At 70.9% G+C, this 18654-nt stretch carries 15 protein-coding genes and 1 pseudogene; 8 read left to right on the top strand and 8 right to left on the bottom strand.

Going from position 1 to position 18654, the window contains the following annotated elements:
* Nucleotides 1–16: 16 nt before the first annotated feature.
* The 5 genes from Q4V64_RS36505 to Q4V64_RS36485 all read right to left on the bottom strand — a co-directional run bounded on the left by Q4V64_RS36505 (nt 17) and on the right by Q4V64_RS36485 (nt 5616).
* Entirely contained in the window at nt 17–520 is a 504-nt protein-coding gene (locus tag Q4V64_RS36505) for a hypothetical protein (protein WP_124439133.1), read from the bottom strand.
* 235 nt (nt 521–755) lie between these two features.
* Complete coding sequence (locus tag Q4V64_RS36500; protein WP_124439134.1) at nt 756–2987, bottom strand: UvrD-helicase domain-containing protein; 2232 nt, start codon at nt 2985–2987, stop codon at nt 756–758.
* A gap of 168 nt (nt 2988–3155) precedes the next feature.
* On the bottom strand, nt 3156–3470 hold the full coding sequence (gene trxA / locus Q4V64_RS36495; RefSeq protein ID WP_124439135.1) for a thioredoxin: 315 nt from the start codon (nt 3468–3470) through the stop codon (nt 3156–3158).
* Nucleotides 3471–3484: 14 nt separating this feature from the next.
* On the bottom strand, nt 3485–3913 hold the full coding sequence (locus Q4V64_RS36490; RefSeq protein WP_124439136.1) for a MerR family transcriptional regulator: 429 nt from the start codon (nt 3911–3913) through the stop codon (nt 3485–3487).
* A gap of 323 nt (nt 3914–4236) precedes the next feature.
* Nucleotides 4237–5616: a cation:dicarboxylase symporter family transporter gene (locus Q4V64_RS36485; protein WP_124439137.1), complete on the bottom strand. Its 1380-nt coding sequence runs from the start codon at nt 5614–5616 to the stop codon at nt 4237–4239.
* 150 nt (nt 5617–5766) lie between these two features.
* On the opposite strand from Q4V64_RS36485, the gene Q4V64_RS36480 reads away from it, so the two are divergent.
* Together Q4V64_RS36480 and Q4V64_RS36475 are read left to right on the top strand one after the other, a co-directional pair.
* Complete coding sequence (locus Q4V64_RS36480) at nt 5767–7449, top strand: sensor histidine kinase (RefSeq protein ID WP_124439138.1); 1683 nt, start codon at nt 5767–5769, stop codon at nt 7447–7449.
* Entirely contained in the window at nt 7446–8150 is a 705-nt protein-coding gene (locus tag Q4V64_RS36475; RefSeq protein WP_124439139.1) for a response regulator, read from the top strand. The genes Q4V64_RS36480 and Q4V64_RS36475 overlap by 4 nt, the downstream gene beginning before the upstream one ends.
* A 4-nt stretch (nt 8151–8154) precedes the next feature.
* On the opposite strand, the gene Q4V64_RS36470 is transcribed toward Q4V64_RS36475, so the two are convergent.
* Nucleotides 8155–8703: a hypothetical protein gene (locus Q4V64_RS36470; protein ID WP_124439140.1), complete on the bottom strand. Its 549-nt coding sequence runs from the start codon at nt 8701–8703 to the stop codon at nt 8155–8157.
* A gap of 63 nt (nt 8704–8766) precedes the next feature.
* Here Q4V64_RS36470 and Q4V64_RS36465 point away from each other — a divergent pair, with 63 nt between their 5' ends.
* The 3 genes and pseudogenes from Q4V64_RS36465 to Q4V64_RS55470 form a co-directional block, all read left to right on the top strand.
* Entirely contained in the window at nt 8767–9624 is an 858-nt protein-coding gene (locus tag Q4V64_RS36465; RefSeq protein ID WP_303713771.1) for a 5'-methylthioadenosine/S-adenosylhomocysteine nucleosidase, read from the top strand.
* A 43-nt stretch (nt 9625–9667) separates the two neighbouring features.
* Entirely contained in the window at nt 9668–11701 is a 2034-nt protein-coding gene (locus Q4V64_RS36460) for a tetratricopeptide repeat protein (protein WP_253266863.1), read from the top strand.
* Between the two features lie 84 nt (nt 11702–11785).
* Nucleotides 11786–11896, top strand: a pseudogene (locus tag Q4V64_RS55470) (carbohydrate ABC transporter permease); the annotation flags it as partial.
* On the opposite strand, the gene Q4V64_RS36455 reads toward Q4V64_RS55470, so the two are convergent.
* Nucleotides 11890–14004, bottom strand: a complete 2115-nt coding sequence (locus tag Q4V64_RS36455; RefSeq protein WP_124439143.1) for a tetratricopeptide repeat protein — start codon at nt 14002–14004, stop codon at nt 11890–11892. The pseudogene Q4V64_RS55470 and the gene Q4V64_RS36455 sit on opposite strands and share 7 nt — an antisense overlap.
* 112 nt (nt 14005–14116) lie before the next feature.
* On the opposite strand from Q4V64_RS36455, the gene Q4V64_RS36450 reads away from it, so the two are divergent.
* A complete protein-coding gene (locus Q4V64_RS36450; RefSeq protein WP_124439144.1) occupies nt 14117–14980 on the top strand; it encodes a 5'-methylthioadenosine/S-adenosylhomocysteine nucleosidase in 864 nt (287 codons plus the stop codon).
* Nucleotides 14981–15134: 154 nt separating this feature from the next.
* Complete coding sequence (locus Q4V64_RS36445) at nt 15135–17036, top strand: tetratricopeptide repeat protein (protein WP_148100373.1); 1902 nt, start codon at nt 15135–15137, stop codon at nt 17034–17036.
* Between the two features lie 12 nt (nt 17037–17048).
* Here the strand turns inward: Q4V64_RS36445 and Q4V64_RS36440 are convergent, their stop codons facing one another.
* Nucleotides 17049–17564 (bottom strand): hypothetical protein, encoded by a 516-nt coding sequence (locus tag Q4V64_RS36440; protein WP_303713768.1) that lies wholly within the window; start codon nt 17562–17564, stop codon nt 17049–17051.
* A gap of 298 nt (nt 17565–17862) precedes the next feature.
* Between Q4V64_RS36440 and Q4V64_RS36435 the strand changes: the two genes are divergently transcribed.
* Nucleotides 17863–18654 (top strand): helix-turn-helix transcriptional regulator, encoded by a 792-nt coding sequence (locus tag Q4V64_RS36435; protein WP_306308371.1) that lies wholly within the window; start codon nt 17863–17865, stop codon nt 18652–18654.

Below are 18654 nucleotides of genomic sequence, written 5' to 3'. Positions count from 1 at the left end.
AGGTGATACCCGCCGGTCACGGCTTGTTCAGCACTCCGCGCCAGGTCCATCCCGCGCCGAGGACCGCGTCCCGCAGGGGATTCTTCATCTCCTGCGGGCCGACACCGGTCCGCTCCACCATGCGCCGGCGCCCGTCGGGTCCCCGCTCGTACGTCCACGACCGGGAGGGCGCCGGCCCGCGGCCGTACTCACGCGCCACGACGAGCCCTTGCGAGTCCCCGACTCGCGTCACCTTCCACTGCTCGTCGAGGGCCCGCACCTCGTGCTTCTGCGGGACCAGACGCATCCGGATCTTGAAGGTCCGCTCCAGCTGCTTGCGGGGGACGGACCCCACGACAGACCGCACCATCCGCCACTCCGCCACCAGGTCGGCCTTCTCCTCGGGGAGACCGCCGCGCACGCGGTACGGCACGTCCGGCCCGTTGAACGCGAGCAGCGCGGCCCGGACTTCCGTGGCGGACAGCGGTGCGACGCCGGCATCGGGATATCTGGTGCCGGTCAGTCTGTCGAAGAGGCCCATGGGGTCAACCTAGTGCCCCGGCAGGCAACGTTTGCCCGTTAAGGAGCGGCGTCCGGTGCGTGCTCTCGGCGTGCCGGCCGGAAGCCCTCGTACTGGACGTACTTGGGCTTTCGGCCGGTGCGGCGAGAGTGCGTGCCGGGCGTCGCGACGGGGCGAACGTTGCCTGTCGGGGCACTAGATCGTCAGCTCCGGCTGGTGATGCGGAGGTAGCGGCTGTCGGGATCGTGCACGCTGCCTACTCGAAGGCGCCCGCCAGCGCCTTCGGCAGCTCGCCGGTGTGCAGGACGCCGAGCCGCTGTGTGGCCCGGGTCAGCGCCACGTACAGGTCGCTCGTGCCGTACCGGCCGGGTTCGACCACCAGCACCGAGTCGAACTCCAGGCCCTTGGCCTGACGCGGGTCGAGGAGTACGACCGTCCGGGTCAGGTCGGGCTCCGCGCCGGCCGTCACGCCGTCCAGGCGGGCGGCCAGCGCGCGGTGCAGCTCGCGGGGGGCGATGACCGCCAACCGGCCCTCTGTCGGAGTGAGTTCCCCGACCGCCTTGGCCACCGCGCCGGGCAGGTCGTCGGTCGCGCGCGCCCAGGGCCGTACCCCCGTCGACCGCACCGAACTCGGCGGCTCGAAGCCGGGGTGCTCCGCGCGCACCACGGCCGCCGCGACGTCCATGATCTCGGCCGGTGTGCGGTAGTTGACGCCGAGGCGGGTGTGCTCCCAGCGGTCCTCGACGTACGGTTCGAGGATGCCCGACCACGAGCCGACGCCCGCCGCCTCCGCGGTCTGCGCCGGGTCGCCGACCAGGGTCATCGAGCGGGTCGGGCTGCGCCGCATCAGCAGCCGCCAGGCCATCGGAGACAGCTCCTGCGCCTCGTCGACGATGATGTGCCCGAACGCCCAGGTGCGGTCGGCCGCCGCGCGCTCGGCGGCGCTGCGGTGGTCGTCCTCCTCGTGGCGTTCGGCGAACCGCTCGGCGTCGATGATGTCGTGCGCCGAGAGCACCTCGGAGGACTCGGGATCGCTGTCCTCCTTGTCCTCGAACTCGTAGGTGCGGGAGGCGTACGACACGTCGAGCACGCCCTGCGCGTAGGCGATCTGGTTCTCCCGCTCCCGCTCGGCGCGTGCCCGCGCCACCCGGTCGTCCTCGCCCAGCAGTTCGGCCGCCTCGTCGAGCAGCGGTACGTCCGCCACGGTCCACGCCCGGGTCACCGGGCGGCGGATGGCGGCCGCGTCCTCGTCGCCGACGTATTCCTCGGGCGCGGCGAGGAAGTCCGCGACCAGGCGCTGCGGGGTCAGCCTCGGCCACAGCTGGTCGATGGCGGACCAGACCTCGGGGTTCTCGGCGATTTCGTCGCGGATCTGGGTGATGTCGCTCGCGTCCAGCATGCTGGACCCGTCGTAGGGGTCGGTGCCGACGCGTTCGGCGTACAGCTCGGTGAGCGCGTTGAGGATGTGGCCCTCGAAGTGCTCGCGTGCCGCGTTGTGCTGGAGCTTGGCAGCCCGGGTGCGCTCGCGGGCGACCCGTACCAGGCCGTCGTCGAGCATCAGGATCTCGCGGTCGTGCTCGATCGCGATCACCGGGTCGGGCAGTGCCTGACGGTCGCGTACGACGTCGGCGAGCACGTCGGCCATCTCGGCGCGGCCCTTCACCGCGGCCGCCTCGGGGGTGTCCGCCTTGGTCGCCTTCACGCCGGGGAACAGCTCACCGACCGTCGACAGCAGCACGCCCGTCTCGCCCAGCGAGGGCAGCACCTGGCCGATGTAGCCGAGGAAGGCGGGGTTGGGGCCGACGATCAGGACGGCCCGCCGGGCCAGCAGTTCCCGGTGTTCGTAGAGGAGATAGGCGGCCCGGTGCAGGGCCACCGCCGTCTTGCCGGTGCCGGGGCCGCCCTCGACCACCAGGACGCCCCGGTGGGGGGCGCGGATGATCTCGTCCTGTTCGGCCTGGATGGTCCGCACGATGTCGCTCATCCGGCCGGTGCGCGCGGAGTTGAGCGCGGCGAGCAGTACGGCGTCACCGGTCGGGTCCTCGTGCCCGGTCCTCTCCTGGTCCCCGAGGTCGAGGATCTCGTCGTGCAGGGCGGTGACCCGGCGGCCCTCGGTGGAGATGTGCCGGCGCCGGCGCAGGTCCATCGGGGTGTGGCCGGTGGCCAGGTAGAAGGGGCGGGCGACGTCGGCCCGCCAGTCGATCAGGATCGGCGTGCGGTCGGCGTCTTCGGCGCGCAGGCCGATACGTCCGATGTGGTGGCTGACCCCGGAGGTCAGGTCGATCCGGCCGAAGCAGAGGGAACCGTCCACCGCGTTCAGCGCGGCCAGCAGTCCCGAGCGTTCGGCGACCAGGATGTCCCGCTCCAGCCGGGCCTGCATGGGCGTGTTGCCCTGGGCGAGCGCGTCCGTGAGGGAGTCCTCGGTGTGGCCGCGCAGGGCGTCGACGCGGACGTACAGTCCGTCGACGAATTCCTGCTCGTGCCGCAATTCATTGTCTGGAAAGTCGGTGTTTGACAATTCCACTCCCGCCCGGATATACTGTGCTCACTAAACTTATCAGCGACTCAATCTCCTTGAAGTCGCGAACCATTGAATATACGCAAAGGAATCCCCCGAGCGCAATTGCTCGGGGGATTCCTTTTGTACTGCGTAGACTCAGAGCACGTCGGACAGCTCCTCCAGCAGGCGCCGCTTGGGCCGGGCGCCCACCATCGACTTCACGGGCTCGCCGCCGCGGAACACCATGAAGGTCGGCATCGACAGCACCTTGTAGGCGTTCGTGGTCTCCGGGTTGGTGTCCACATCCAGCTGGACCACCTTGAGCCGGTCGCCCTCCTCCTCGGCGAGGGCGCGGAGCACCGGCCCCATCTGCCGGCACGGGGGGCACCAGTCGGCGGTGAATTCCACCAGCACCGGAAGCTCCGCGTCGATCACCTCTGACTCAAAGTCCGCGTCCGTCACGTCGGTCACGCCGTCCGCCTTGATCACAGGTCCCGCCCTCCCAGTTCGCACAGCGGCTCCGGGCCACCCGGAACCGACGCATCGGCGCCCAGCTCATACTGCGCGCGCTCGGCCTTCGCCAGCTGTGCGCCGACCGTCGCCCGCACGGCCTGCAACTCGCCGATCAGCGCGTCGAGCTCGTCCAGCTTGCGCCGGTAGACCGCGAGCGAGGCGGGGCACGAGTCGCCCTCGGGATGCCCGGCCCGCAGACACTCCACGAACGGCCGCGTCTCCTCCAGGTCGAACCCGAAGTCCTGCAGCGTCCTGATCTGCCTGAGCAGCTTCAGGTCGTGCTCGTCGTACGTCCGGTGGCCGTTGCCGTCCCGCCGTGCGGGCAGCAGCCCCCGTGATTCGTAGTACCGCAGCGTCCGGGTCGTGGTCCCGGCGTGTGCGGCCAGCTCGCCGATGCGCATGGGTACGAACGTATGCCTTGACGCAGACGTCAAGGCAAGGCCGGCGGCAGGAGGGGCTTGCGCTCGACCGGGAGCCCCACGTCTTCGTCATCGCGCCGGACAGCCCCAGGCCTGCCGACCGGCGGCAAACGCGAGAGGCGGGCACGTCCACCGCGTCACCGTAGTGATCGCAGTGGGCGTGCCCGCCTCCGGTGCCACCGTGGCGGTGGCGGCGCCGAGCGAGGAGAAGGAACGACCCGGGCGGCTGAGCGACGGGGGAGCACCTCAGCCGCCCGGAGTCGACGGGACGGGCCCGGGTTCAGGCCGGGCCCGGCCCCGCTCGGTCAGGCCTTGGCCAGTTCCTTCTCGCTGCCCGGCTCGCCGACGGCGGCCTTGGCCGGATCGTCGTCGTCGAGGAGGGTCTTCTCGTCGAACGGGAGCTGCCCGGCGAGGACCTGGTCGACCCGCTCGCGGTCGATCTCCTTGGTCCAGGTGCCGATCAGCACCGTGGCGACGGCGTTGCCCGCGAAGTTGGTCAGGGCGCGCGCCTCGCTCATGAAGCGGTCGATGCCGACGATCAGGCCGATGCCGTCCACCAGGGCCGGCTTGTGCGACTGGAGGCCGCCCGCCAGCGTGGCGAGACCCGCACCGGTGACACCGGCCGCGCCCTTCGAGGCGACCAGCAGGAACAGCAGCAGCGGAATCTGCTCACCGATCGACATCGGCGTACCCATCGCGTCGGCGATGAACAGGGACGCCATGGTCATGTAGATCATGGTGCCGTCGAGGTTGAAGGAGTAGCCGGTCGGGACCGTGATGCCGACCACCGGCTTGCTGACGCCCAGGTGCTCCATCTTCGCGATCAGACGCGGCAGCGCCGACTCGGACGAGGAGGTGGACAGGATCAGCAGGAACTCACGGCCCAGGTACTTGAACAGCGAGAGGATGTTCAGTCCGGCGACGATCCGCAGCAGCGTACCGAGCACGATGAAGATGAAGAGCACGCAGGTGACGTAGAAGCCGAGCATCAGCACCGCGAGGCTCTTGAGCGCGTCCACGCCCGCGGAACCGGTGACCGCGGCGATCGCACCGAAGGCACCGATCGGGGCGGCCCACATCACCATGGCGAGGATGCGGAAGACGAGCCGCTGGATGTGCTCGATGCCCCGCAGGATCGGCTGGCCCGCCGAGCCCATGCCCTGCAGTGCGAAGCCGGCGAGCACGGCGATCAGGAGGGTCTGCAGGACCGACTCATTGGTGAAGGCGGACACGATCGTGGTCGGGATGATGCCGAGCAGGAACTCCGTGGTGTCCTTGGCCTCGGCGTCGACCTGAGCGTGACCGGCGTCCTTGATGGCGTCGGTCACCGCGAGGCCCGTGCCCGGCTCCAGGATGTTGCCGACGACCAGGCCGATGCCCAGCGCGACCAGCGACATGATCGTGAAGTACACCAGCGCGATACCGCCGACGGCACCGACCTTGGCGGCCTTCCGCACCGAGCCGATACCGAGCACGATGGTGCAGAAGATGATCGGCGAGATCATCATCTTGATCAGGTTCACGAAGCCGGTACCGATCGGCTTCAGCTCCACCGCGAAGTCCGGTGCGACCAGACCCACGGTGATACCGGCGGCGACCGCGACGATCACCGCGATGTACAGATAGTGGGTCCGGTCCCGCTTGGCTTTGGGTGCGGCAGGTGCCGTATCGGCTGCGCTGGTCACGGGGCCCTCCTTGACGACGTCGTCGGCCTTACCGGCGTGCGGCTCACGTCCGGGGGTTTCAGGGGAATGCCGTGACTATCCCCTGCTGTGTGAGGGCGGTCACCCTTCCGTTCATTTAGTTCACAATCAGCCAAGAGGCAGACTGACGGCATGCGCGTACACGTCCCCCGCCCCCGCAGCCTGGCCGGCCAGCTCTTCGCCATGCAGGCCGTGCTGATAGCGGTGGTCGTCGCCGGGTACGCGCTGTTCACGTACGTCAGTGACCGCAGCCAGGCCGAGGACGCCGCGCGCAGGCAGGCCCTGGCGGTGGCCCGCTCGGTCGCGGACTCCCCCTCCGTGCGGGAGGCGATCGGCACCTCCGACCCGTCGGCCGAGCTCCAGCCGTACGCGCTGCGGGTCATGCGCGACACCGACGTCGACTTCATCACGATCATGAACCCGCAGGGCATCCGCTGGACCCACCCCCGCCCGGCGGAAATCGGCCAGCGCTTCCGCGGACACATAGCCCCCGCTCTGGAGGGCAGGTACTTCACCGAGACCTATACGGGCACGCTCGGCCCGTCCGTCCGCGCGGTCACCCCCGTCCAGGACGACGACAAGCGGGTCATCGGGCTGGTCAGCGCCGGCATCAGGGTCGAGGAGATCACCAAGCGGGTGCAGGCCCAGCTGACGGCCCTGCTCGCCGTCGCGGCCGGCGCGCTCGCGCTCGGCGCGGTCGGCACGTACGTCGTCAACGCCCGGCTGCGCCGCCACACGCACGGCATGAACGCGGCCGAGCTCAGCCGGATGCACGACTATCATCAGGCCGCGCTGCACGCCGTACGTGAGGGGCTGCTGATGCTGGACGGGCAGTACAGGGTGGCGCTCATCAACGACGGCGGGCGGGAGCTGCTGGGCGTGGCCTCCGAGGAGGACGTGATCGGCCGGTCCGTGGCCGAGCTCGGGCTGCCGGCGCCGCTGACGGGGGCGCTGCTGTCGTCGGAGCCGCGGGTGGACGAGGTGCATCTGACGGCGGACCGGGTGCTGGTGGTGAACACCTCGCCGGTGTCGGGCGGGGAGCGCCGGGGCACGGTGGTGACCCTGCGGGATGTAACCGAACTCCAGTCGCTGATGGGCGAGTTGGACTCCGAGCGCGGCTTCACGCAGGCGCTGCGCTCACAGGCGCACGAGGCGGCGAACCGGCTGCACACGGTGGTGTCGCTGATCGAGCTGGACCGGGCGCAGGAGGCGGTCGACTTCGCCACGGCCGAACTAGAACTCGCCCAGGCGCTGACCGACCAGGTGGTGGCGGCGGTCAGCGAGCCGGTGCTGGCCGCCCTGCTGCTGGGCAAGACGGCCCAGGCGAACGAGCGGGGCGTGGAACTGGTGGTCTCGGAGGACAGCCGCCTGGACGACGGCCTGCTGCCGCCGTCGCTCCCCGCGCGGGACCTGGTGACCATCCTCGGCAACCTGATCGACAACGCGGTGGACGCGGCGCAGGGGAGCGTACGGGCACGGGTGACGGTGACGGCGTACACGGAGAAGGGCGAGCTGGTCCTGAGGGTGTCGGACACGGGAGCGGGCGTGGATCCGGCGCACGCGGAGGCGGTCTTCCAGCGCGGCTTCTCGACGAAGCCGGCGGGGCCGGGCGGGCGGGGGCTGGGCCTGGCGCTCGTACGTCAGGCGGCGACCCGGCACGAGGGGACGCTGGCGGTGGCGGTGGCCGACGGGGGCGGGGCGGAGTTCGAGGTGCGGTTGCCGTTGAGGGACGGGACGAAGCAGTCCGCGTACGCGGCGGCGGGCGATGACGTGGGCGCCGTCTCGAGAAGCACGGTGTCCGGAGGCGACGTATGACGACCGAGCAGCAGCCCATCCGCGTCCTCGTCGTGGAGGACGACCCCGTCGCCGCCGACGCGCACGTCCTGTACGTCAACCGCGTCCCCGGCTTCACGGCCGTCGGCAAGGCCCACACCGGCGCGGAGGCCGGCCGCGCGCTGGACCGTACGCCGGTCGACCTGCTGCTCCTCGACCTGCACCTGCCGGACGTGCACGGCCTCCAGCTGGCCCGCTCCCTGCGCGCCGCCGGCCACCACGCCGACGTGATAGCGGTGACGTCGGCACGGGACCTGACGGTCGTACGGGAGGGCGTCTCGCTGGGCGTGGTCCAGTACGTCCTGAAGCCCTTCACCTTCGCGACCCTGCGCGACCGGCTCGTTCGGTACGCCGAGTTCCACGCGGCGGCGGGCGAGGCGAGCGGCCAGGACGAGGTCGACCGGGCGCTGGCGACCCTGCGGGCACCGGGACCGGCGGCACTGCCGAAGGGGCTGAGCGGGCCGACGCTGGAGCGGGTGACGGGCGCGCTGCGGGAGGCGGAGGAGGGACTGACGGCGGCGGGGATCGCCGAGGCGGTGGGCATCTCCCGGATAACGGCCCGGCGGTACCTGGAGCATCTGGTGGAGGCGGGGCGGGCCGAGCGGGCGCCTGTGTACGGGCAGGTGGGGCGGCCGGAGTTGGTGTACCGGTGGGTGCGGGGGGTCGTGGGGCGGGGGCGCTGAGGGATCATTCCCCGCCTTGGACCGTCCCGAAGGGAACGGCGTACCGCACGATGCACGCGCCCAGCCCCACCACCGCGAGCGCCTCGACGACCGAGACGACGAGCAGACCCGGGGTGGTGTCGTCGGCCCAGTACACGACGAGCGCGCTCAGCGGTACGAGGCAGAAGGCGAGCAGGTCGACGACGCACTGCACGACTTTGCGGGAGACACGGCGGGGGTCGGTGCGATGGAAGACCTCCCACCGGAACGCGCCCTGATCACCGGCGAGTTCGGCGAGCCGTGGCCCCAGCTCGCCCCGCACGTACGCCCCGATCGCCGAGATCTTCTCGTCGTTGACGAGGTAGGTCCACCCGAGAACGACGCACACCGGCGGCAGCGCGAGCAGCATCGACGCCTGCTTGGCCTGGGCCGCGGCGGCGATGACGGCCGCGACGACGGCGAGCGTCACGTACAGCAGGTTGTCGCGGAACCCGATCCGCGCCTTCTGCTCGTCCTTCACGCTCTGGTACTCGGCGAGCAGCAACTGCCCGACGGTGACGTCCTGCTCCGCCAACCCGATCCCCTCGCCTGATCTCAACGCGCCATGTGTGCGGGTGACTTGCCATACCTTAAGGGTGTGCCGGAGACATCACCCACCGTAGTCGTACTCACCGCGCTCCCCGTCGAGTACCAGGCCGTGCGCGCCCACATCGAGGACACCGAGGAACTCGTCCACGACGACGGGACGCGCGTCGAGCGCGGCCGCCTGGCGGGCACGGACTGGACCGTGGCGGTCGCCGAGCTGGGCGAGGGGGCGGTGAACGCGGCGGCGCTGACGATGCGGCTCACCGCGTGGCTGCGCCCGGAGGCACTGCTCTTCGTCGGGGTCGCGGGCGGGTTGAAGGACGACATCGAGATCGGTGACGTGGTCGTGGGCACGAAGGTGTACGCCGTGCACGGCGGCAAGCAGACACCGACAGGTTTCCACGCCCGCCCCGAGGCCTGGCACGGCTCGCACCGGCTGGTGCAGGCGGCGCGGTCCGCGCTGCGGGGGCTGGAGGGGGTGCGGGGACACTGCAAGCCGGTGGCGTGCGGGGACGTCGTCCTGGCCGACGACACGTCCGCCTTCGCCGAGTACATCCGGCGGACGTACAACGACGCGTGCGCGATCGAGATGGAGGGCTCCGGGGCGACACACGCGGCGCACCTGAGCGGCCAGTTGGACGCGCTGGTCATCCGGGGGATCAGCGACCGGGCCGACGCGGGGAAGCATGCGGCGGATGCGGCGGGGTCACAAGAACGGGCGGCCGGGCGGGCGGCGTCGGTCGCGGTGGCGGTACTGCGGAAGCACCGGCCGCGGGGCGGCTCCTCGGACCCCGAGGAGGGTCCCCATCATGGCTCCGACGTTGTCACGATCTTTGGCCGGGACCACGTCGACCTCCGCGGCGCCGCGTTCCACGGAACCGCCGTCGGCAGGTCGTTCGGACGCCGGTAGGCGAGCCACCGTCCACGGCCCGGTCCCCCGCGCCACCGCCACGTTGCCGCCGCGGCCGCTCGGCTTCACCGGCCGCCGACGGGAACTGGACCGCCTGCTCACGCAACTCGCGCCCGCCCAGGAGGAACCCGAGGCACTCCCGGTTCTCATCTTCGCCGTCGCCGGCATGGGCGGCATCGGGAAGACGGCGCTGGCGTTGGAGGCGGCGCATCGGGCGTGTGGGCAGGGGTGGTTTCCCGGTGGGACGCTGTTCGTGGATCTGCGAGGGTACGACGACGATCCGGTGACCGCCGATCAGGCGGTGCTGGCGCTGCTCGACGCGCTCGGCGTACGTGGTTCCGATCTGCCGCCGACCACCGCCCGGCACTACGACGCGTACCGCACGCTGCTGGCCGGGCAGCGGCCGCGGACCCTGCTGATCCTGGACAACGCCTCGGATCCGTCCCAGTTCCTCGACCTGCTGCCCGGCACCGACCTCCACCGGGTGCTGATCACCTCCCGGGACCGCCCGGACTCCCTCCCCGTACGCCTCGTAGACCTCCAAGCACTCGATCCGGACGACTCCGTCGCCCTCATGACCCGCGCCCTTCACGACGCCGACGAGCGCGACGACCGCCCGGCGCAGGAGCCGGATGCCCTGCGTGAACTGGCCTTCCTCTGCGGCCACCTGCCCCTCGCCGTCCAGATCGCCGCCGCGATGCTCCGCCGACGCCGCCACCGCACCATCGCCTCACTGGTGGCCGAGATCAGGAGAGCCGACGACCCGACCGTCGTCCTCGACAACGGCAGCCCCGGCACGGACCTTTACGGCCGTTCGCTCGTCCTGCGCCCCGTGCTGGAGACCTCGTACCGACGGCTCCCGCCCGACCGGGCCCGACTGCTGCGTCTGCTCGCCATCGCGCCCGGCGCGGAGACCAGCACGGAGGCCGTGACCGCTCTGGCCGGCCTAGACGAGCAAACCGCGCTGTCCTTGCTGGAGGACCTGGCCGCCACCTACCTCGTTTCACCGGTACTGGGCACCGACAGCTCCACCGCCGTCACGCGCTGGCGCGTGCACGACCTGGTCCGGGCGTTCGGGCAGCGGGTGGTGGCGGCGGATCCAGAACTGCGCGAGGAAGCGGACGCGGCGCGGGAGCGGGTGCTGGCCTTCTGCCACCGGTGGGCGAAGGCCGCCGACGAGCGGTATCTCTGGCTGCCGGGGCGGCCGGAGCCGGAACGGTTCGCGGACCGGCCGCAGGCTACTGCGTGGCTGAGCAGCGAACGCGCCACGCTGGTCGCGGCGGTGCAGTGGGCGCACGAAGAACGATTCGCGGCCGTGGCGGTGCTCCTGGCCCAGCGCCTGGTGAGGTTTCTGGATTGGTGGCGGCACCTCGACGACGGAATCACCGTCGTCCGTACGGCTCTTGAGGTCACGCGGCGCTCCGGAGACCGCGCGGGCGAAGCCAGGGCCTGGAACCAGCTGGGCATGATCCTGCAGCGGACCGACCAGGTGGAGGAGGCGATCGAGTGCTGTGCCCGCGCCCACGAGCTGTACCAGGAGATCGAAGATCGCAAGGGCGAGGCCGATGCCTTGGACGACCTCGCCAATGCCTTGTCCGAGGCCGGCCGGGTGGACGAGGCGATCGAGGCCTACACCCGCGCCCGCGCCTACTACCAGTCGATCGGGGACCGCCAGGCCGAGGGCTGGACCTGGAATCACCTCGGCATCACGCTGCAGGACATGGGCAGCATCTCAGAGGCGATCGAAGCCCACGTCCGCGCCCGCGACTTGTTCCAGGCCGTGGGAGATCGCCACCGCGAGGGCTTGGCCTGGAGCTGTCTCGGCACCGCCCTGAACCGGGCGGGTCGCCACGAGGAGGCCCTCGAGCCCTACGGCCACGCGCTGACCATCCACCGCGAGTTCGAGGACTGGTACAGGGTGGGCGACGTTCTGCACGATCTGGCGCTCACCCACGAGATCGAGCGACGTCCTGCCGAGGCCCGCACCCTCTGGCTTCAGGCCGCCGACGCCTTCACTCGAGCCAACGCCCCGGAAGAAGCCGCCCAAGCCCAATCCGCCGCACGCGCATTGACCTGACGTCGAGTTCGTCCCCGGGTACTTGAAGCCCCATGGACATCTTCGCCAAGGCCGGGCTGCCCGCCGACTGGCAGCCGAAGACGTGGGCAGCTGGCGGCGTTCTCGGTTGTTTACTCGACGCCGGTGCTCGTGCTTTACGCGTTGGTGGCTCGGCGGTTGGGTGGGGGGGGCTGCGTTGGGTGGGGCTGTCAAGGGGTGAGGATTTCGGCTGCTGCGGTCCGTGCTTCGGCGGCTCGGTCAGGGGCGTTGGCTTGGGCGAAGGCTTCGGCGGCCTGGACGTAGCGGGCGCGGGCTTCGGCGGGGCGGTGGGCGGACTCGTGAGCGAGGGCGAGGTTTTGGAGGGCTGTGCCTGCCCTGTACCAGTCCTCGAACTCCCGGTGGATCTCCAGAGCCCTGGCGTGCGCCTCGATGGCCTCCTCCACCCGACCCGCCGCCGACAGAGCGACGCCAAGGTTGCCCCACGCTATGCCCTCGCTATGGCGATCCCCAGCGACCTGGTGCAGGCTGCAGGCGCGAGTGAAAGCATCAGTTGCCTCCTCCAGGCGGCCCGCCTTGCGTAGAGCGAGGCCAAGGCTATTCCACACGATGCCCTCGCGGTGGCGGTCCCCGGCGGTCTGATAGAGGTCGCGGGCACGGACATAGGCCTTGTTCGCCTCCTCTGTACGACCCGCCTCCCCCAGGGCGACGCCAAGGCTGTTCCACGCCATGCCCTCGCTGTGGCGGTCCCCTAGTTCCTGGAACAGGTCGCGGGCCCGGGTGAAGGCGTCAGTCGCCTCCCCGCCCCTGCCCACCTCCCACAGAGCGTGGCCGAGGTTGTGCCACGCGATTGCCTCTTCCATGCGGTTCCCGGCGCGGTGAGCGGCTTCGCGGGCGACGTGGCCGACGGAGATCCAGTCGTCGTAGGACCGCCGCCAGCACAGGTACTCCGCCAGTTTTGCCGCCAGCCGCACCGCCGTGTCCGCATACCGCTCCTCCCGCGCCCACAACGCCGCCGCCACCAGCCCCGTCCGCTCGCTGTCCAGCCACGCCAATGCCTGCCCCCGATCCGAAAACCGCTCCGGCTCTGCCCTCCCCGGCAGCCACCGCAACCGGCCATCAGCCGCCCACGCCCACCGCAGGTAGAACCCCAGCACCCGCTCCCGCGCCGTCTCCCCCTCCTCCCTCAAACCCGCATCCCCCGCCACCACGGCCACTCCGAACGCCCGTACCAAGTCATGCAACCGCCACCGTCCACGCGCGCTCCCCCGCCCGACGAAGTGCGCACGGGCCAACGCATCCAAGATCCGGGTCGGCGGGTTGTCCTCCCCGATCAAGGCGGTCACGGCCTCGGTACTCACCTCGACCCCCGGAGCAAGGGCAAGCAGTCGCAGGACCCGGGCCTGATCAGCCGGCAGACGCCGATACGACAGGTCGAAGGCAGCGCGGACACTGCGCTCACCGTCGTCGAGGTGGACCAGCCGGTCGCGGAACTCGGAGAGCTCGGCGGCAAGTTCGGCAACGGGCTTGTCCCGGTCCAGCACCAGCAGCGCCGCCGAGATCTGGAGGGCAAGCGGCAGATGCCCGCACCGGGAGGCGAGTTGCATGGCCGCATCGGCTTCGTCAGCGACACGGCTGTCGTCCGGATCGGCGATCCGCACGGCACGGTCGAGAAGCTCGTACGCCTCCCCCGATGTCAACTCATCCAACGCCAGCAGCCGCGCCCCCAGCTGAGGCAACTTACTGCGCGAGGTGACCAGCAACCGATGCCGTACATCACCGGGAAGCAACGGCCGCACCTGATCCGGCGAGGAAGCATTGTCGGCCAACACCAGCACGGCACCCCGCTCCCGCCCCCGCTCGGCGAGCATCGAGCGGTAGAGAGCGGCCCGTTCGTCCGCCCGCACCGGAATGTGCTCCGGTTCCACGCCGAGCGCCCGCAGCAACGCCTCCAGCGCCTGCTCCCCCGTAACGGGATCGTCGTCATACCCATGCAGATCCACGAAGAGCGTCCCGCCCGGGAACCAGCCCTTCGTACACGCCTCACGCGCCGCCTCCACCGCGAGCGCGGTCTTGCCTATGCCGCCGAGGCCCGACACCGCCGCGCCGAGCACCGCCGTCGGACGCTCGGGTCCGGCCGGATCGAACGCGTCGAGCAGCGCGCGCAGTTCACGTTTTCGCCCGGCGAAGCCGACCGTCCGGGCCGGCAATGCATCCAGCGCGGTGGGCGCCGGCCCGTGCTCGTGATACTCCGCCTTCGCCGTGAAGGAGCCGTTGAACTTTGCTCGCCCGAAGTCGAGATGGTCCCCGCCGTACTCGGTCGTCATCGCGCCGTCCCCCATACACCAGCCATACCGCCACGCGAGACATCACGGTACGCCGCGCCTCTCCCCTCCAACGCACGGTCGGCAGAGGCGACTTGGCAGTACCGTTGACAGCGTGCCGGAGACGAAACCCACCGTGGCGGTCCTCACCGCGCTGTCCCTCGAATACGAGGCCGTACTCGACCACCTCACGGACATCGAGAATCTCACGCATCCGCGCTACGGCACACGAGCACGGCGAGGCCGGCTCCCCGGTACGCCCTGGCAGGTCGCCCTGGTCGACATGGGTAAGGGCACACTCACCGCGGCCACGCTCACCGAGCGCGTGCTGACCTGGCTGAACCCCGAGGCTGTGCTCTTCGTCGGGGTCGCGGGCGGCCTGAAGAACGACATCGAGGTCGGCGACGTCGTGGTCGCGACCAAGGTGTACGCGATCCACGGCGGCAAGCAGACCCTCGACGGCCTCCTCGACCGCCCGGATGCCTGGCGCGCCTCGCACCGCTTGGAACAGGCGGCCAAGGAGGCTCTGCGCGGCAAGGCTCACTTCAAGCCGATCGCCGTGGGGGACGTCGTCCTGGCGGACGCCGACTCCGACCTCGCCGCACGCATCCGCACGCGCTACAACGACGCCGTCGCCATCGAGATGGAGGGCTCAGGGGTCGCACATGCCGTGCACCTCGCCGGTGAGGCGGGCGCGTTGATCATCCGAGGGATCAGCGACAAGGCCGACGCGGACAAGTCCGACCGCGACGCCGAGGGCTCCCAGCCCAGGGCCGCCGCCAACGCGGCAGCGGCGGCGGTCGCCGTACTCCGCGAACTGGAGCCCAAGGAGCAGCCCACCGCTGGCGCCACCGACCCCCGGGAGGGCCCCTTTCGCGGCACCACATACGGCGGCGACCACCTCGACTTCCGAGGCAGCACCTTCAACGCCCCCTTCACCGCCAAGTCGGTGGACCACCGCCGCGACGACGCCGGGTAGCCACGGCCCGGTCCCGGTGGCAACGGCCACTCTCCCGCCTCGCCCCGCCGGTTTCACGGGGCGAGCGGCAGATTTGTTCCGCCTGTTGCCCCGCCTCGAACCGTCCCCCGACGGCACGACCGCGTCCCCTCTCCTCATCTTCGCTGTCACCGGCATGGGCGGCATCGGCAAGACGGCACTCGCGCTGGAGGCCGCTCACCAGGCACGTTCGCAGGGATGGTTCCCCGGAGGCACGCTCTTCGTCGACCTGCGCGGCTACGACGACAACCCCGCCACCGCCGACCAGGCGGTCGTCGCGCTCCTGGACGCACTGGGAGTACGTGGAGCAGATCTACCAAACACAGCGGCGAGGCAGTACGACGCGTACCGCGCGCTGCTGGCCGAGCGGCGGGAGCGGATGCTGCTGATCCTGGACAACGCCTCGGACCCGGCCCAGTTCCTCCCCCTTCTTCCGGGCACGGATCATCACCGGGTACTGATCACCTCGCGCGACCGCCCGGATTCCCTCCCTGTGCGCCTCATCGACCTCGAAGCCCTGGATCCGGTGGACTCCGCCGCTCTCATCACCCACGCACTCCACGACGCCGACGAACGCGACACCCGCCCGGCTTGCGAGCCTGACGCGTTGCGCGAACTCACATCCCTCTGCTGCCACTTACCACTCGCCCTCCAGATCGCCGCCGCGATGCTGCGCAGACGCCGGCGCCGCGACATCGCCTCGCTGGTGGCCGAGATCAAGAGGGCTGGTGACCCGACGGTCGTCCTCGACAACGGCAGTCGGGGTACGGACCAGTACGGCCGTTCCCTCGTCCTCCGCCCGGTCCTGGAGACGTCGTACCGCCGCCTGCCATCCGACCAGGCCCGGCTGCTGCGTCTGCTGGCCCTGGCCCCCGGCGCCGAGACGGGCACGGAGGCCGTGGTCGCCCTGACCGGCCTGGACATGGATGTCGCCATTGGGGTGCTGGAGGACCTGGCCGCCGCCGGTCTAGTGACGCCGATGCCGACGGGTGGGGATGTGCGGTGGCGGTTGCATGACCTGGTACGGGCGTACGGGGTGGGCGTGGTGGCGGGGGACGCGGATATGCGGGAGGAGGGGGAAGCGGCGCGGGAGCGGCTGCTGGATTTCTACTGGCGGTGGGCGGATGCGGCGGATAGCCGGTTGCGGTGGCTGCCGGGGAGGCCAGAGCCGGAGCGATTCGCGGACCGGGCACAGGCGCTGGCGTGGCTGGACGGGGAGCGGGCCGGGCTGGTGGCCGCGGTGCAGTGGGCGCGGGAGGAACAGTACGCGCGGGGAGGTGTGGGGCTGGCCGCATGCCTGGGGGTGTACCTGCGCTGGCGGCGGTATTTCGACGACTGGGTCACCGTCGCAGGTACCGCCCGGGAGGCCGCCCACCGCACCGGGGATCGCCACCGCGAGGCCATCGCGTGGAACGACCTCGGCCTCGCGTTACGGGAGGCGGGCCAGGTCGAGGAGGCGATCGACGCCCACACCCACGCCCGCGACGCCTTCCAGGCCGTCGGGGATCGCCACGACGAGGGCATGGCCTGGCACAACCTCGGCGGCGCCTTACGGAAGGCGGATCGGGTGGAGAAGGCGGTCGACGCCCTCACCCGCGCTCGCGACCTGTTCCAGGCCGCCGGAGACCACCATCGCGAGGCCGGCACATGGAACAGCCTCGGCCTAGCCCTGCGGGAGGCGGGCCGGACAGGGGAGGCGATCGACGCCCACACCCACGCCCGCGACCTGTGCCAGGCCGCCGGAGACCGCCGCCGAGAGGGCATGGCCTGGCACAACCTCGGCCGCGCGCTGCGGGAGACGAACCGGGCGGAGGAGGCGATCGAGGCGTACGGCGCAGCCCTGGAGATCCGCCAGGAGTTCGAGGACTGGTACTGGGCAGGCCGGACCCTCGAAAACCTGGCCCTCACCCACGAAGACACCCACCGCCCCGCCGGAGCTCGCACCTACTACCTCCAGGCCGCCAACGCCTACACCCGCGCCAACGCCCCCACCGAAGCGGCCCAAGCCCGCACCCGGGCGAAGGAATTGGAAGCCTGACGAAAGCGCCCCTCACCCCCTCCCAGCCACCCCCACCACCCCAAACCCCCGAGCCCCCTCCCGTCCCACCACAGCCCACATCCGAGTCCCCCCACCCGGCTCCCGAGCCTCCCCGAACCCCCACTCCCCGCCACACGCCCGCACCACGCACCCCAACACCCGCAGCGCCGCCCGCCGCCGCGCATCGCACGCCGCCGCGAGCCTCGGGTGACTGTGCCGGGGATGCCCGTCGTAGAGGATCACCCTCAAGGCGCCGTCCCGGAACCGCAGGGACAGATACACCTCCGCGTCAGGCGTGAACCGGCAGGCGCAAGCGGCGAGTTCGGCCACCACCTGCACGGCCGCGTCCGTCATGTCCTCCAGGCCGTGCGCCTGGAGGGCGACGCGGGTCGCCGCCCGGGCGACACGGGGACTCATCGGCCCGGCGGGCAACGTGAGGCTGTAAGCGAGGTTCTCGGGGGACGGCGGCTGTGTCTCTCGTACCTCGGCAGAGACCGGACAGGCCGAGGCGGTCAGCGCAGCATTCATAGCAACTCCGTTGGTTTCAGCGGACTTTCAGCGAGTCACGGCTCGACCAGTGGCCCGTCGCGCGGACATGGGCAGGCTCGCGCGATGCACTCCCGACGACGTCACGTCGTAAGCGACTCGTCACCGACTGTAGAGCATCATCGGAGTACGTGTACTACTCTTCGCGGATCTCTCAGTGGACCAACCGCACATCCCGAAGGCAGACTGACCCCGTCAACAGCCGGACACGAGGGGACCCATGCCGCCCAGGAGCACACCGACGGAACGCCAGCGGCGCCTCGGCGAGGAATTGCGCAGGATGCGTATCGCGGCCGGGATGACCACGGAGTACGCCGCCGGACTACTGGGCGTCCCCCGCACCAATGTGCCCAACATGGAGTCCGGCCGCTCCGGCATCAGCCCCGACCGCGTGCGCACCCTGGCGGGCAACTACGGCTGCACGGACCGGGAACTCGTCGAGGCACTCGCCACCATGGCCGGGAACCGCAAGAAGGGGTGGTGGGAGGCGTACCGGGGTCAACTCCGTGACGACTTCCTGGACATCGCCGAACTGGAGTGGCACGCCCAGCGTCTGCGCATCGCGACGACCGTGCATCTACCCGGACTACTCCAGACGGAGGAACGCGCACGCGCCCTCTTCGCCGCCGTCATCCCTCCCCTGCCCCAGGCCGACATCGGCCTCCGCACAGCACACCGCATCGACCGGCAGCAGGTCCTGGACCGCCCAGAGCCGCCGGCCCTCGACGTGATCATCCACGAGGCCGCCCTCCGCATGGAGTTCGGCGGGCCCGCAGTGGCCAAGCGGCAGCTGGAGCACCTGCTTCGCACGTCCGAGCGCGACTCCGTTACCGTCCGGGTCATCCCGTTCAAGGCAGGCGGCTTCCCCGGCGCCGGTCAGTCCGTCATCTACGCCGAGGCCGCCGTCGACCGCCTCGACACTGTGCAGCTGGACAGCACGCACGGCTCGGAGTTCATCGACACGGAGGCACAGCTCGGCAAGTACCGGGCCCAGCTCGACGCGACCGAGGCCGTGGCGCTCGACCCGCAGGCCTCGCGTGACTTCATCCGCACACTCGCCAACAACCTCTAG

It is taken from the genome of Streptomyces sp. NL15-2K (assembly GCF_030551255.1).
Classification (GTDB): domain Bacteria; phylum Actinomycetota; class Actinomycetes; order Streptomycetales; family Streptomycetaceae; genus Streptomyces.
Note: the sequence above shows the minus strand (reverse complement) of the source record. Positions and strands in the feature narration are given on the sequence as shown.

Excerpts from the sequence above, each read along its gene's own strand:
- Q4V64_RS36505 (WP_124439133.1), bottom strand. The coding sequence starts at position 520 with ATGGGCCTCTTCGACAGACTGACCGGCACCAGATATCCCGATGCCGGC.
- Q4V64_RS36440 (WP_303713768.1), bottom strand. The coding sequence starts at position 17,564 with ATGAATGCTGCGCTGACCGCCTCGGCCTGTCCGGTCTCTGCCGAGGTA.
- Q4V64_RS36475 (WP_124439139.1), top strand. The coding sequence starts at position 7,446 with ATGACGACCGAGCAGCAGCCCATCCGCGTCCTCGTCGTGGAGGACGAC.
- Q4V64_RS36445 (WP_148100373.1), top strand. The coding sequence starts at position 15,135 with ATGGGCGGCATCGGCAAGACGGCACTCGCGCTGGAGGCCGCTCACCAG.
- Q4V64_RS36480 (WP_124439138.1), top strand. The coding sequence starts at position 5,767 with ATGCGCGTACACGTCCCCCGCCCCCGCAGCCTGGCCGGCCAGCTCTTC.
- Q4V64_RS36435 (WP_306308371.1), top strand. The coding sequence starts at position 17,863 with ATGCGTATCGCGGCCGGGATGACCACGGAGTACGCCGCCGGACTACTG.
- Q4V64_RS36490 (WP_124439136.1), bottom strand. The coding sequence starts at position 3,913 with ATGCGCATCGGCGAGCTGGCCGCACACGCCGGGACCACGACCCGGACG.
- Q4V64_RS36455 (WP_124439143.1), bottom strand. The coding sequence starts at position 14,004 with ATGACGACCGAGTACGGCGGGGACCATCTCGACTTCGGGCGAGCAAAG.